We start from the raw sequence: 13,828 nt of genomic DNA on the forward strand, positions 1-13,828 counted from the left end.
TTTTACACCTCGGATGCGGGAATTCACAACAGGATTTGTCGCAGACAGACTCGGGAAAAAGCCCTCCTACACACACGGCACGTCCGGCAGTGCCGCCGTCACGGTACGGCGGTCAAGATGCGCTCCGACAAATTCCGGTCGCCTGCAAATCACTGTCGCCTACCCGGCCGAAGGGGCTATAACCGACGCCCCGGCTTTGCTATCGCGCGTGTGTGCCCTGATGTCCCTTCGGATCGAGACCTTTTCCAACGTCACCGGCGGCTCCAGCTTCTTCAAGGCGGTGGGCCATCCGCTGGCGGCGCCCAAGGCCGCGATCCTGATATCGCGGCTGGCCTCCTACGGCCCGGTGGCCGTCTATGATCCGTTGGGCCTGCTGTCCGGTCTGACCGAGTTCTACGACCTGTCGGCGGTGCCGGTTTGCGGCATCTATGTCCAGGACGTGGAGCAGGTGGGGAAGGAGGTGTTCGGCCACGCCGCCCGCCCGGTGACCGACCTGCCGGCCAGCGGCGCCCGCACCGTCTTCATCGTCGCCTTCGATTCGCAGCGCTTGGAAGGCCACATCGCCCACCTGATCCCGAAGCAGGCGGGTGTCGTCTCGCTGGACGCCATGCGCGTGCCGGAAGACATGCTGAACGATCCCGGCCATTATCTGTCGAAGTTCAACTGGGCGACCAATTTCGCCTGGTTCCGCGACGGAGACGGCCACCATACCCGCGTGGTGTCGGCCAACTACTGGCCGCGCTACGGAGCCAAGGGCACCCGGCTGTGGGCCTGCCTGTTCGACGGCGAGGGACGCCCGATCGCCGACTGGACGGAGCCGATGCCGCCGACCGACGGCACGGTGGTGATCGACAGCCGGCAGGTGCGCGAGCGCTTCAACCTGTCTCCCTTCTGCGGGTCGCTGTTCCTCCACATCATCGGCGCCGCCGGGCATGACGTGGTGAAATACGCCCTCGACACCTATGGCGACGACGAGACGGTGCTGTCCTGCACCCACGACGCCAACGCCTGGCCGGCCGATCTCTATGCCGGCCTGCCCGCCCCGCGCGAGGGCGAGCGGGTGTCGTTGTGGGTCCAGAACAGCCACCCCACCCCGATCCCGGCCGGCGCTGTCGGGCTGAACCTGATGGGGTCGCCGGAGATCCGCGTGCTCGACCGCGCCGTCCCGGCCTTCGCCACCATCGAACTGGACACCGCCAGCCTGTTCCCCGAAGCACGCTGGCCCCAGCAGTTCGAGGTGCAGGCCGGCAAGCATTTCGTTCGTCCGCGTTACGAGATCGTCGCCGCAGACGGCCGCCGCCGCATGGCCCACGCCAATGTGGAACGCACCGATCTGAAGCCGGACCCCAAGCTGCCGCTGCTGACCGGCGGCGCGGTGGACAAGGGCGTGGTCGGCAAGGGCCACATCCTGCCGGCGCCGCTGCTGCCGATGGGCCGTTGGCGCACCACCCTGCTGCCGACGCCGATGAGCACGGCGCAGATCGAACTTCCGGTGAAGGCCGTGGTCTACGACCGCAACGGCGCCGCGGTGGCGGAACACCGCTTCGGCAACCTCAAGCGCTCCGACAGCAGGGCGCTGGACGTCACCGGGCTGGTTGCCGACAAGACTGTCGTCGATGGCTGGGGCCACGTCGAACTGGTCTATGATTTCGAGGCCGGAACGGTTGCCGACGGCTGGCTGCACGCGCTGGTCCGTTACGAGGACGTAAAGACCGGCCATGTGGCCGAGACCAGCTTCGGCAGCCACATGTTCAACATGGCGATGGTCTACCGCGACGAACCCCAGAGCTACCATGGCCGCCCGCCCGGCCTGTCGACCCGCCTGTTCCTGCGGCTGGGCACCGATCCGTGGGACACGCTCTGCCACCTCGTCTACCCTGCCTCGACGCCATGGCATGCCCTGTCGGACACCAAGCTGATCCTGCGGCGCCGCGACGGCGTGGAGGTGGCGCGGAAGCGGCTGGAAATCCCCTGTGGCGGCTCACGTTTCTGGCGCTATCACGAGATGTTTTCGGAAGCGGAACGGATTGCGGCGGGCGATCATGCCTATGTGCTGATCCGCGACACCACCTGCCGCCTGTTCGGCTACCATGGCTGCCTTGCTGCCGGTGAAAGCGCCTTCAGCCTCGACCATATGTTCGGTTTCTAGAACCGTTCCAATCGCAAACTCCCTTCTGCCGATCACTGCGGGATCAGACCCATGGCCACCACGCACCACACCAAGGGTCCTCATCATCGGCGCCGGCCCGGCCGGCTACACCGCCGCCATCTATGCCGCGCGCGCCAATCTGGAACCGCTGATGGTCCAGGGCATGCAGCCGGGCGGGCAGCTGATGATCACCACCGATGTGGAGAATTTCCCCGGCTTCGCCGATCCGATCCAGGGCCCCTGGCTGATGGAGCAGATGCAGAAGCAGGCGGAGCATGTCGGGACGAAGATGGTGTTCGACCTGATCACCGACGTCGACTTCACCCGGCGCCCCTTCGTCTGCAAGGGCGACAGCGGCGACACCTACACCGCCGACAGCGTCATCATCGCCACCGGCGCCCAGGCGCGCTGGCTCGGCATCTCGACCGAGGAGATCTATCGCGGCTTCGGCGTGTCGGCCTGCGCCACCTGCGACGGCTTCTTCTTCCGCGGCAAGGAGGTGGCGGTCATCGGCGGCGGCAACTCCGCCGTCGAAGAAGCGCTGTACCTGACCAACCACGCCACCAAGGTGACGGTCATCCACCGCCGCGACAGCTTCCGCGCCGAACGCATCATGCAGGACCGCCTGTTCCGCCATCCGAAGATCGAGGTGGTGTGGGACAGCACGGTCGAGGAGATCGTCGGCGAGGGCGACGGGACGATGGGCAACCCGCGCGCCGTCACCGGCGTGCGCATCAAGAACGTCAAGTCGGGCGAGGAGCGCGTGATCCCGGTGGCCGGCGTCTTCGTCGCCATCGGCCATGTGCCGGCGACCGGCATCTTCCAGGGCAAGGTGGAGATGGACGAAGCGGGCTACATCGTCACCGTCCCCGATTCGACCGCCACCGACATCCCCGGCGTCTTCGCCGCCGGCGACGTGAAGGACAAGGTCTATCGTCAGGCGGTCACCGCCGCCGGCATGGGCTGCATGGCCGCGCTGGAGGCCGAGCGCTGGCTTGCCCACCACGAACCGGCCGCCGGTGCCCATGGCGATCCCAGCCCGGCCGGGACGTGGTGAGCTGAGGGGGCGTTAGACCCCCACCTAACCTCCCCCGCTCTCAGCGGACCTATGGTCCGCCTGTCGCGTCAGCACAAAGCATAGCTTTGTGCGAGAGCTGGGCGGGGGAGGGACTGCCTCCACTCTCCCGCATCTGCACTTGTCCCCTCCCCCGCCCAGCGGGGGAGGGTTAAGGGTGGGGGCACGTACGACCACCTCCCCATACCCCCCTATGCCCTTGACGGGCTTTGCACAAAGCCCCGACTGTGATCCCCTAGCGCGTCCAACCGCGAGGGAGTCCTCTTGCCTACGCTGAAACGCGGCCTGACCCTGCTGGTCACGGTGGCCGCCACCCTGCTGGGCCTGCTGCTGGTCACATTCCTGATCGGGCGCGTGGTGCCGACCGACCCGGTCCTGTCGGCGCTCGGCGACCGGGCGAATGCCGAAAGCTATGCGCAGATGCGCACGCAGCTGGGCCTCGACCTGCCGCTGTGGCAGCAGTTCCTCCGTTATGTCGGCGACGTGGCTCAGGGCGACCTCGGCACCTCGGTGCTGACCTCCCGCCCGGTGCTGGAGGATGTGCTGCGCGTCTTCCCGGCGACTCTCGAACTGGCGACGGTCGCGGTCGTCATCGGCGCGGTGCTGGGCGTACCGGCCGGGGTGTTCGCCGCCGTCAATCGCGGGCGCTGGCCCGACCATGCCATCCGCCTCCTCGGCCTGATCGGTCATTCGCTGCCGATCTTCTGGCTGGGACTGATGGCACTGCTGCTGTTCTACGCCAAGCTGGACTGGGTGCCTGGACCGGGCCGGGTCGACGTCTTCTATGAGGGAATGGTCGATACGGTGACCGGCATCGTCACCGTCGACGCCCTGCTGGCCGGCGAAACCGACATCTTCTGGAATGCCGTCCAGCATCTGGTGCTGCCGTCCGCCATCCTCGGCCTCTACAGCGTCGCCTACATCGCGCGGATGACGCGCGGCTTCATGCTGGACCAACTGCGCCAGGAATACATCACCACCGCCCGGGTGAAAGGAATGTCGGAGACCCGCGTGGTCTGGGGCCATGCGCTGCGCAACATCGCGGTGCCGCTGATCACCGTCATCGCCCTGTCCTATGCCGGGCTGCTGGAGGGGTCGGTGCTGACCGAGACGGTGTTCGCCTGGCCCGGACTGGGGCTCTACATCACCAATTCGCTGCTCAGCGCCGACATGAACGCGGTGCTGGGCGGGACGCTGGTGGTCGGCGCCGTCTTCATCGCGCTGAACCTGCTGTCCGACCTGCTCTACCGCCTTCTGGATCCCCGAGCCCGATGACCGCGCGCACCGACACCCGATCCGCCGGCTGGCGCGACTGGCTGACCACCGACACGCCGCAGTCCCGCACCCAGGCCCGGCTCGGCCGCGCCTGGGCCGGTTGGACCGCCTTCCGCCGCAACCGGCTGGCCGTCGCCGGGCTGCTGATCGTGCTGGCCCTGGTCGTCGTCGCGGCACTGGCCCCGGTGCTGGCGCCCTACCACCCCTATGCCCAGGATCTGAACAACCGGCTGCTGCCGCCGAGCGCCGCCCATTGGCTGGGCACCGATGCCTTCGGGCGCGACATCCTCTCCCGCCTGATCCACGGCGCACGGCTGACGCTGATGATCGTGGCGCTGGTGGCGGCGACGGCGCCGCTGGCCGGGGCTGGTGATCGGCACGGTCGCCGGCTATTTCGGCGGCTGGGTCGATACCGTGCTGATGCGCATCACCGACATCGCGCTGGCCTTCCCCAAGCTGATCCTGGCGCTGGCCTTCGTCGCCGCGCTCGGCCCCGGCATCGAGAATGCGGTGATCGCCATAGCCATCACCTCCTGGCCGCCCTATGCCCGCATCGCGCGGGCGGAGACGCTGACCGTCCGCCGCGCCGACTTCATCAGCGCCGCCCGGCTGCAGGGCGCGTCCAGCCTGCGCATCATCCTCGGCCACATCATGCCGCTGTGCGTCGCCTCACTGATCGTGCGGACGACGCTGGACATGGCCGGGGTGATCCTGACCGCCGCCGGCCTCGGCTTCCTCGGCCTCGGCGCCCAGCCGCCGCTGCCGGAATGGGGGGCGATGATCGCCAGCGGCCGGCAATATGTGCTGGAGCAATGGTGGGTCGCCGCCATGCCGGGATTCGCCATCTTCATCGTCAGCCTGGGTTTCAACCTGCTGGGCGACGGGCTGCGCGACGTGCTGGACCCGAAGGGGGACTGACGATGACCGATGACACTCCCCTGCTCGAAGTCTCCAACCTCCGCGTCGCCTTCCCCACCCGCACCGGCATGGCCGAGGCGGTGCGCGGCGTCTCCTTCACCCTGGGCCGGGAGAAGCTGGGCATCGTCGGCGAGTCGGGATCCGGCAAGTCGATGACCGGCCGCTCCATCCTGCGCCTCGTGCCGCCGCCGGGCCGGGTCACCGCCGACCGGCTGGCCTTCGACGGCGGGGATCTGCTGGCGGCGTCACCCAAGCGCATGCGCGACATCCGCGGCCGGCGCATCGCCATGGTGATGCAGGATCCGAAATACTCGCTGAACCCGGTGATGACCGTCGGCCGCCAGATCGCCGAGGCCTACCGCGTCCACAGCAAGGCCGGCGCCGCCGAGGCGAAGCGCCGCGCGCTGGAGATGCTGGCCGCCGTGCGCATCCGCGATCCGGAGCGGGTCTATGACCGCTACCCGCACGAGGTGTCGGGCGGCATGGGCCAGCGCATCATGATCGCGATGATGCTGATCCCCGACCCCGACCTGCTGATCGCCGACGAGCCGACCTCGGCGCTGGACGTCACCGTGCAGATGCAGGTGCTGGCGATCCTGGACGACCTCTGTTCCCAGCGCGGCATGGGCATGATCTTCGTCAGCCACGACCTGAACCTCGTCGCCTCCTTCTGCGACCGCATCCTCATCATGTATGCCGGCCGGGTGGTGGAGAGCTGCCGCGCGTCGGAGCTGCACGCCGCCCAACACCCCTACACCCGCGGCCTGCTGGCCAGCCTGCCGAAGATCGACGAGCCGCCGGGCGACCTGCCGGTGCTGAGCCGCGACCCCGCCTGGCTGGAGGCGTAGGATGATGATCGATATCCAAGATTTGCGGGTCAGTTTCGGCGATGGCGCCGACGCCGTCACCGCGGTGGACGGCGTCACCCTGTCGGTGCGGGAGGGGGAAAGCTTCGGACTGGTCGGCGAGTCCGGCTCCGGCAAGTCCACCGTCCTGCGCGCGGTCAGCGGCCTGAACGACGATTGGACCGGCCGCATCGCCGTCGCCGGCGCGGAGCAGGGGCCGAAGAGGCAAAAGGGCTTCTACAAACTCTGCCAGATGGTATTCCAGGACCCCTACGGCTCGCTGCACCCGCGCCACACCGTGGACCGCATCCTGGCGGAACCGATCGCCATCCATGGGCTGGGCGATGCCGATGCCCGCATCGACCGGGTGCTGCGCGATGTCGGTCTGGGTCCCTCCTTCCGCTTCCGCTACCCGCACCAGCTGTCGGGCGGCCAGCGCCAGCGCGTCGCCATCGCCCGCGCCCTGGTGCTGGAGCCTCGCGTCCTGCTGCTGGACGAGCCGACCTCGGCACTCGACGTCTCGGTCCAGGCGGAGATCCTGAACCTGCTGCGCCGCCTGCGGGCCGAACATGGCCTGACCCTGGTGCTGGTCACCCATAACCTCGCCGTCGTCGCCAACCTGTGCGACCGGCTGGCGGTGATGAACCGCGGCCGGCTGGTGGAGGAAATGACGGTGGAGGATTTGCGCCGCGGCGCCGCGCGCGAGCCCTACACGTTGCAACTCCTGCGCGCCAGCCAGGGCTACGACCGCGCCACTGCGGAGAGCTTCCGGGATTATGCGTGAGGGAGGGGCAACCGCACCCTGACTCCCCTCACGCCAGCCGCACCACGCACAGCTTGTCCTCCGCCCCCTTGGCGGTGGCCTTGTGGTCGGCGATGGCGGCGTTGACGGCGTCCGGGGTCAGGCCGTGGCAGCCGGGCGGGATCACCACGGCGACGCCGCTGGCCGCCAGCAGCGGAAAACGCCGCACCGCCCCGTAGCGGTCCTTCGCCAGGAACCCGCCGCTGACCCGCGTTTCGGCGTCGTACAGGCTTTCGGCGTCGGAGCGGAACAGGGCCAGCAGCTCCGCCAGCCGGGCCAGCACCTCCCCCTCCTCCCCACCACTGACGCCCAGGAAGAAGTCGTCGCCGCCGATGTGGCCGGCGAAGGCGTCGGCGTCGATGGCCGCCCCGGCGCTGCCGGCCCAGGCTTTCAGCCGCTCGCTGAACATCAGGATGGCGCGGTCGCCCTGGCGGAAGCCGAAATTGTCGTTGAACGGCTTGAAGTTATCGAAATCCAGATAGGCCAGCACATGGCCGCGCGCACCATCGGCCAGCGCCCCTTCGATGTGGCGCAGGATGGCGGCGTTGCCGGGCAGGCGCGTCAGCGGGTTCTGGTCCGTCGCCATCGCAAGGTTGCGCTCATGCACCAGCCGCAGCAGCGCGCCGCCCGACAGCACGCCGGCATACGCGCCGCCCTCCACGATCACGATGCCATCGGCGGCGGACTCGGTGGAGAAGGCTTCGATCACCCGGTCCAGCGGCATGGAGATGTCGCAGACCGGCGAGCGGATGACCAGATCGTCCAGCCGATCGCCCAGCCCACGATTGCGCAGCAGCTCTCCACCGAAGCGTGAATAGACGAAGCGCTTGAGATCGCGTTCCCGGATCAGCCCCAGTGGCCGGTCTTGTTCGTCCACGATCGGGGCGATGGAGGCGCTGCCGTCGCGGCGGAAATAGTCCAGCAGCTCGGTCTTGCGCGAATCGACCCGCAGCGGCGGCAGCCGCTCGATCACCTCCGACAGGCGGCGGTGCGATTCGCTGGGCTGGCGCCGGTCCTGGCGGTTGAGATCCTCGACGATCGCATAGCGGTTGGGCAGCCCGGTCAAATCCACCCGCGGCCGGGCGATCAGGAAGCCCTGGGCGAAGTCGCAGCCGAGATCCCGGCAGGTATAAAACTCGGCGACGGTCTCCACCCCCTCCGCCACGATCTGGATGCCCAACGCATGGGCGTGCCCGGCCAACGCCGCCACCAGTGCCCGCTTGCGCGAATCCGCGTCGATGCCGGCGATGAAGAAGCGGTCGATCTTCACATAGTCCGGCCGCGCCTCGTACAGGGTCCGCAGGCCGGAATGGCCGACGCCGAAATCGTCGATGGCGATGCCGACCCCGCCATGGCGGTAGCGGTCCACCGCCGCATCCACCGCGACGCCGCTGGCGACCGGACGGCTTTCCGACAGCTCCAGCACGATGCCGCTGCTGCGCGCGGCGGCCGGATCGCGGGACAGCCAGGGCGAGTCCGGCTGCCCGATCAGCCGGGCGTCCAGGTTCAGGAACAGCTTCGCCTCGCTCCAGCCCGCAAGCGCGCGGTAGGCGGCGACTGCCTTGGCGTGCAGCGCGGTCTCCACCGTCGCCAGCAATCCCGCGGTCTCGGCGGCATCCAGCAACTCGCCGGCATTGGCGAAGCCGGTATGCTCGAACCCGCGCAGCAGCGCCTCGTAACCGTGGCAGCGGCCGGAGCGCAGTTGGACGATGGGCTGGAAGGCATAGCGCAGGGCACCGACCGCAGACGCCCAGTCGAACGCCGCAGCATCGCCGTCGGCGGAGCGAACGGCGTTCCAGCGTGCACCATGGGACTCGGCACGGTCGCTTTCCGTCAGTCCCGCCATGGTCCCGGCCTTGGTGGTGGTCAGCACAGTCATCGCTTGGTCCGCCAGCGCCGATCCCGCAGTAAATCGGCATCTGCTTGTAACAGAGCTTGTTTGCGTTTTCATGACCACAGCCCGGCGTTGTCGCGCGACACCGTCACCCGCTGCAGACGCGGATGGCTCAAACCCTCTGGAGCACGGGTTGACTGCGGAATACATCCCACACGGTGCGGTGGAATGCGCGTTGCCCGCACCACTATGCATCGCTATGCATGCAGCGGTGGGAACCGGGCGGCGGACAGGCCACCGCCCGGTTCCCACCTACCTGGGAGCACGGAGTGGAAAAAGCACTCGTCCTCCTGGTCCTGGTGCTTCAGCAGATCAAGGCGATCCTCGATCTGCTGAAGTAACCGGACCGGACGGGGGGTGCGGCTGGCACCGCACCCTCCTGTCCGCCAGAATATGGTCAAACCGCCCTCCGCCGCAAGACCCACCCCACCACCGGAACGCTCATCCGGACCATCGCCGCTCAATCGGCCGGAGAGTAGTTTCCCCTCCGCCGCCCGCCCGTCCCGAATCGAATCCTCGTATCGCCGCGCCCGCCTGCGCTATAGGAAGGCCCCGCCAGCGTTGGAGGCGGTTCGGGCGAGTGGGAGGCGAGCGGGATGAAGGTCGGCATCGACATGGGGGCGACGAACGCGGGCGGTGCCGCGACGCTCGACCTGGAGGAGCTGCTGGCGACCCGTCTGCTGGTCCAGGGCAATTCCGGCTCCGGCAAGTCGCACCTGCTGCGCCGGCTGATCGAACAGAGCGCCCAATGGGTGCAGCAGGCGGTGATCGACCCGGAAGGCGACTTCGTCACCCTGGCCGAACGCTTCGGCCATGTGGTGGTGGAAGCCGACGAGCACAGCGAGGCCGCGCTGCAATCGGTCGCCGCCCGCGTGCGCCAGCACCGCGTCTCCGTCGTCCTGAACCTGGAAGGGCTGGATGCGGAAATGCAGATGCGCCATGCCGCCGCCTTCCTGGGCGGGCTGTTCGATGCCGACCGCGACTTCTGGTATCCGATGCTGGTGGTGGTGGACGAGGCGCAGCTGTTCGCCCCTTCGGCCGCCGGCGAGGTGTCGGACGAGGCGCGCAAGGTCTCGCTCGGCGCCATGACCAACCTGATGTGCCGCGGGCGCAAGCGCGGGCTTGCCGGGGTGATCGCCACCCAGCGTCTGGCGAAGCTGGCGAAGAATGTCGCCGCCGAGGCGTCCAACTTCCTGATGGGCCGCACCTTCCTCGACATCGACATGGCACGCGCCGCCGACCTGCTGGGCATGGAGCGCCGGCAGGCGGAGATGTTCCGCGATCTGGAGCGCGGGCATTTCATCGCGCTCGGCCCCGCTTTGTCGCGCCGGCCGCTGCCGCTGCGCATCGGCGCGGTGGAGACCCAGGGCCGCACCGGCAGCCCGACCCTGATGCCACCCCCCGCCACCCCGGTGGCGGACGCCCGCGACCTGATCTTCACCACCACCGAACCTGAGCCGCCGCGCTATGTCCGCCGCCCCTCGACCTCCGCCAGCGCCGACCTGATGGCGCAGCTGGCGCGTGGCCGTCCCGCCGCCCCGCCGCCGTCAACCGACGACAGCGCCGCCGAACAGCCGGCCCTGCTGCCCCTGGAGCCGGAGGAAACCGCCGAACAGGCTGCCGAGCGCGAGGCGCAATACGATCAGGTTCTGGCCGAGGTGCTGGCCGATCCGGAGGCGCCCTACCGCTCGCTGGCCGTGCTGTACCAGGATTTCCTGGTGCGCTGCCGGGGCCGCGGGGTGGATGGCGACCGGCTGGCGCTGCCCGCCTTCCGCCGTCGTCTGGCGACCGCCCGCGCCGGGGCCGGCAGCGGCGACGATCCCGCCTGGCAGCGCGCGACGGAGGTCGCCGCCACCCTGGCGGAGGACATCCAGCCGGTCTTCCTGCTGCTGGCCCGCGCCGCCCTCGACCACGCCCCCTGCCCATCGGATGCCGACGTGGCCCGCGCCTGCGGCAGCCGGTCGAAGGGACGCGGCCGCCGCCTGCTGACCTACATGGAACAGCGCGGCTTCATCACCAGCCGCAGCGGCCTCGGCAACACCCGCGCCATCAGCCTGCCGGCACTGGGGTGGGAAACCGCGCTCGGCGATCCGAACGCCGACGACGCGGCCGACGCCCCCGACGAGGGCGGATTGTTCGCGGCGGGGTAATCCTCCCTCGACCTCCGCCTCTCAGCTCCCCGCGGTCGGCGCGCTCACCGGCTTGCCGCTCTGGCCCCAGCTGGCGACGAAGTCGTTCACGCCGGGGACAGCCATCATGTGCGAGTCCTTGACGTAGACGAAGCGCTTCGGCCCGAAGGCGTATTCGGTCAGCGTGATGCCGGCGGTGCGGCAGCGCTGGTATTCGGCCGCGCCGATCGGGCGGTCGGAGGCCACCATGTCGGGATGGTCCAGCCCGACCCCGCCGCAGAAGGCGCGGAAGCCGGCGGCGGTGCCGCGGGCATCAAGACGCGGCTTGGTGTCGGGTCCGCCGTCATACTTGGCTGCCGCCTGATCAACGGTGCCGCGCAGGGCCGGGCTGCCGACGATCCAGATACCGCGGGCCTCGGGCGGCGGCTTCGGCACTGCCGGCGGCGGGAGGGCGGCGGTCTGTTGCGGCGGCATGGTGCCCGGCATCTGGCAGCCGGCAAGCAGGACCGCGGCGGCGAATGCGAGGGCCAAACTACCGGCCGGCGCGGGAAAACGGGTCATCGGACGTCTCTCTCCTCGGGATCATCGGGCATCCGGGCGGCAAGGCCCGGAGGGCTGACAATGAGAATGCCCACGTCCCGGTTCAACGGCTTGGCCGCCGCTTGTCCCAATGCGCCGCTCGCCATCCATGAACGATGCCGATAGGATGCGCACTAACGATCATTGTTCGGAATGAATCTCTCATGTCCCTGCCCGACCTGGAGATCGACGCGCTGCGCGCCTTCGTCACCGTGGCGGAGGCCGGCGGCTTCACCGCGGCGGCCGAACGGCTGGGCCGGACGCAGTCGGCGATCAGCGTCAAGATCAAGAAGCTGGAGGACATGCTCGGCCGCCGGGTGTTCGAGCGGACCAGCCGGTCGCTGGCGCTGACCCATGACGGCGAGCTGCTGATGGGCTATGCCCGCCGCCTGCTGGACCTGAACGACGAAACGGTGCGCCGCTTCGCCGAACCGGCGGCGGAGGGCGAACTGCGCCTGGGCGTGGCGGAGTATTTCCTGTCCGACCATCTTCCCCATGTCCTGCGCCGCTTCGCCAAGCTGCACCCGCGCCTGCACATCGACGTACGGGTGGGTCTGTGCGGCGAACTGGTCTCGGCGCTGGATGGGGGTGACCTGGACCTCGTCATCTCCCGCCGCGACGCGGGCGACAGCCGGGGACGCGGCATCTGGACCGAACCGATGCGCTGGGTCGCGGCCCCCGGGCTGGAGATCCCTGCCGACGGCCCCCTTCCCTTCTGCGCCCTGCCCGCACCTTGCGTCTTCCGCAACCGCGGGCTGGCGGCGCTGGGCGAGGCCGGGCGCCCCTGGCGGGTGGTCTACACCAGCGGCAGTGTCATGGGGGTTCAGGCCGCCGTCCGCGCCGGGCTGGGCGTGGCGGTGCTGAGCGAATCCTCCATACCGGAGGGCGTCCGCCGGCTGGGCGTGGAGGACGGCCTGCCCGAACTGGGCAACGTCGAAATGGCGATCTTCGGCGAGACGGCGCGCAACCGCCGCCTCGCCGAACCTCTGGTCGGCTTCATTCTGGACAGTCTGTCGACCATGTACCCGGCCCGCCCGCCGCTTGCCCTGGCGGGTTGAACGGGCAGGGCGAGCCGGCCGGTCAGAAGCCTTCCAGCACCACCTTGCCGCGGGCCTTGCCCGACTCGATCAGAGCATGGGCCTTGCGCAGGGTTGCGGCATCGATGCGTCCGAGCGTCTCCGTCAGCGTCGTGCGCAGAATGCCGGCATCGACCAGACGCGACACCTCGGTCAGCAGCTCATGCTGGGCGATCATGTCGTCGGTCTGGAACAGCGGACGGGTGAACATCAGCTCCCAATGGAGCGAGACGCTCTTGCGCTTCAGCAGGCGGACGTCGATGGGCTCGGGGTCGTCGATCAGGCCGATGCGGCCCTGCGGCGCCACCAGTTCCACCAGATCCTGGAAATGGCGGTCGGTGGCGTTGGTGGAGAAGACGCAATCGACGCCGGCCAGCCCCAGCGCCTTCACCTGCTCCGCCATCGGCCGGCTGTGGTCGATCACGTCATGGGCGCCCAGCTCGCGCACCCAGTCGGCGGTCTCCTGACGGGACGCGGTGGCCAGCACGCGAACCTTGGTCAGCCGGCGGGCCAGCTGGATGGCGATGGAGCCGACGCCGCCGGCCCCGCCGACGATCAGCAACGATTTGCCCTCACCATTATTTTGGGCGCCCCCGTCGCGCGGAAGGCCCAGGCGGTGGAACAGCATCTCCCAGGCGGTGATGGCGGTCAGCGGCAGGGCGGCGGCCTCGGCCACGCTCAGGCTGGCCGGACGCGCGCCGACGATGCGCTCGTCGACCAGATGGAACTCGGCGTTGGTGCCCGGGCGGTCGATGGAGCCGGCATGGAACACGGCGTCGCCTGGGCGGAACAGGGTGACATCCGGTCCGACCGCCTCGACGATACCGGCGGCGTCGAAGCCCAGGATGCGCAGATCGCCATCGGCGGGAGCGGCGTTGCGGCGCAGCTTGGTGTCGACGGGATTGACGGAAACCGCCTCCACCCGGACCAGCAGGTCGCGGCCGGTGGGGGTCGGGCGGTCGATCTCGACATCGATCAGCGCGTCGACGTCGGTGACGGGCAGGCTCTTGCGGTAACCGATGGCTTTCATGATGGCCTCGCCTTCAAGGATGGAGAAGAAGTCGAGGCGCAGGATGGCGGCGTCCA

11 protein-coding genes and 1 pseudogene are annotated in these 13,828 nt (G+C 69.1%); 9 read left to right on the plus strand and 3 right to left on the minus strand.

The annotated features are described in order from the left end of the window. Positions 1 to 220 precede the first annotated feature (220 nt). The 6 genes and pseudogenes from F1643_RS00670 (at position 221) to F1643_RS00695 (ending at position 7,046) form a co-directional block, all read left to right on the plus strand. Complete coding sequence (locus F1643_RS00670) at positions 221 to 2,149, plus strand: hypothetical protein (protein WP_194909843.1); 1,929 nt, start codon at positions 221 to 223, stop codon at positions 2,147 to 2,149. A gap of 25 nt (positions 2,150 to 2,174) precedes the next feature. After that, positions 2,175 to 3,206, plus strand: a complete 1,032-nt coding sequence (gene trxB, locus F1643_RS00675) for a thioredoxin-disulfide reductase (protein ID WP_255542295.1) — start codon at positions 2,175 to 2,177, stop codon at positions 3,204 to 3,206. A 282-nt stretch (positions 3,207 to 3,488) separates the two neighbouring features. Then, positions 3,489 to 4,499: an ABC transporter permease gene (locus tag F1643_RS00680; protein WP_194909845.1), complete on the plus strand. Its 1,011-nt coding sequence runs from the start codon at positions 3,489 to 3,491 to the stop codon at positions 4,497 to 4,499. Next, positions 4,496 to 5,417, plus strand: a pseudogene (gene nikC, locus F1643_RS00685) (nickel transporter permease). Before F1643_RS00680 ends, nikC begins: the two are co-directional and overlap by 4 nt. Positions 5,418 to 5,419: 2 nt before the next feature. Next, positions 5,420 to 6,265, plus strand: a complete 846-nt coding sequence (locus F1643_RS00690; RefSeq protein WP_194909846.1) for an ABC transporter ATP-binding protein — start codon at positions 5,420 to 5,422, stop codon at positions 6,263 to 6,265. A gap of 1 nt (position 6,266) precedes the next feature. Continuing rightward, positions 6,267 to 7,046 carry an ABC transporter ATP-binding protein gene (locus F1643_RS00695; RefSeq protein WP_194909847.1) on the plus strand — a complete coding sequence of 260 codons (780 nt, stop codon included), beginning with the start codon at positions 6,267 to 6,269 and terminating at the stop codon, positions 7,044 to 7,046. 28 nt (positions 7,047 to 7,074) lie between these two features. On the opposite strand, the gene F1643_RS00700 is transcribed toward F1643_RS00695, so the two are convergent. Beyond that, positions 7,075 to 8,943, minus strand: coding sequence for a GGDEF domain-containing protein (locus tag F1643_RS00700; protein WP_194909848.1), 1,869 nt, complete (start codon positions 8,941 to 8,943; stop codon positions 7,075 to 7,077). Positions 8,944 to 9,161: 218 nt separating this feature from the next. On the opposite strand from F1643_RS00700, the gene F1643_RS00705 reads away from it, so the two are divergent. Further along, positions 9,162 to 9,299 (plus strand): hypothetical protein, encoded by a 138-nt coding sequence (locus F1643_RS00705; protein ID WP_194909849.1) that lies wholly within the window; start codon positions 9,162 to 9,164, stop codon positions 9,297 to 9,299. A 255-nt stretch (positions 9,300 to 9,554) separates the two neighbouring features. Then, a complete protein-coding gene (locus F1643_RS00710; protein WP_194909850.1) occupies positions 9,555 to 11,108 on the plus strand; it encodes an ATP-binding protein in 1,554 nt (517 codons plus the stop codon). A gap of 21 nt (positions 11,109 to 11,129) precedes the next feature. On the opposite strand, the gene F1643_RS00715 is transcribed toward F1643_RS00710, so the two are convergent. After that, positions 11,130 to 11,648: a substrate-binding domain-containing protein gene (locus F1643_RS00715; protein WP_149223999.1), complete on the minus strand. Its 519-nt coding sequence runs from the start codon at positions 11,646 to 11,648 to the stop codon at positions 11,130 to 11,132. A gap of 182 nt (positions 11,649 to 11,830) precedes the next feature. Here F1643_RS00715 and F1643_RS00720 point away from each other — a divergent pair, with 182 nt between their 5' ends. Further along, positions 11,831 to 12,724 (plus strand): LysR substrate-binding domain-containing protein, encoded by an 894-nt coding sequence (locus tag F1643_RS00720; protein WP_194909851.1) that lies wholly within the window; start codon positions 11,831 to 11,833, stop codon positions 12,722 to 12,724. Positions 12,725 to 12,746: 22 nt separating this feature from the next. On the opposite strand, the gene F1643_RS00725 is transcribed toward F1643_RS00720, so the two are convergent. Then, entirely contained in the window at positions 12,747 to 13,772 is a 1,026-nt protein-coding gene (locus F1643_RS00725) for a zinc-binding alcohol dehydrogenase family protein (RefSeq protein WP_194910131.1), read from the minus strand. Between the last annotated feature and the right edge of the window lie 56 nt (positions 13,773 to 13,828).

The organism is Azospirillum sp. INR13 (genome assembly GCF_015390205.1).
Classification (GTDB): Bacteria; Pseudomonadota; Alphaproteobacteria; order Azospirillales; family Azospirillaceae; genus Azospirillum.

Bases quoted from the DNA above. Each gene is read 5' to 3' on its own strand.
- F1643_RS00670 (WP_194909843.1), top strand. From the start codon at position 221: ATGTCCCTTCGGATCGAGACCTTTTCCAACGTCACCGGCGGCTCCAGC.
- F1643_RS00690 (WP_194909846.1), top strand. From the start codon at position 5,420: ATGACCGATGACACTCCCCTGCTCGAAGTCTCCAACCTCCGCGTCGCC.
- F1643_RS00695 (WP_194909847.1), top strand. From the start codon at position 6,267: ATGATGATCGATATCCAAGATTTGCGGGTCAGTTTCGGCGATGGCGCC.
- F1643_RS00700 (WP_194909848.1), bottom strand. From the start codon at position 8,943: ATGACTGTGCTGACCACCACCAAGGCCGGGACCATGGCGGGACTGACG.
- F1643_RS00705 (WP_194909849.1), top strand. From the start codon at position 9,162: ATGCAGCGGTGGGAACCGGGCGGCGGACAGGCCACCGCCCGGTTCCCA.
- F1643_RS00710 (WP_194909850.1), top strand. From the start codon at position 9,555: ATGAAGGTCGGCATCGACATGGGGGCGACGAACGCGGGCGGTGCCGCG.
- F1643_RS00715 (WP_149223999.1), bottom strand. From the start codon at position 11,648: ATGACCCGTTTTCCCGCGCCGGCCGGTAGTTTGGCCCTCGCATTCGCC.
- F1643_RS00720 (WP_194909851.1), top strand. From the start codon at position 11,831: ATGTCCCTGCCCGACCTGGAGATCGACGCGCTGCGCGCCTTCGTCACC.
- F1643_RS00725 (WP_194910131.1), bottom strand. From the start codon at position 13,772: ATGAAAGCCATCGGTTACCGCAAGAGCCTGCCCGTCACCGACGTCGAC.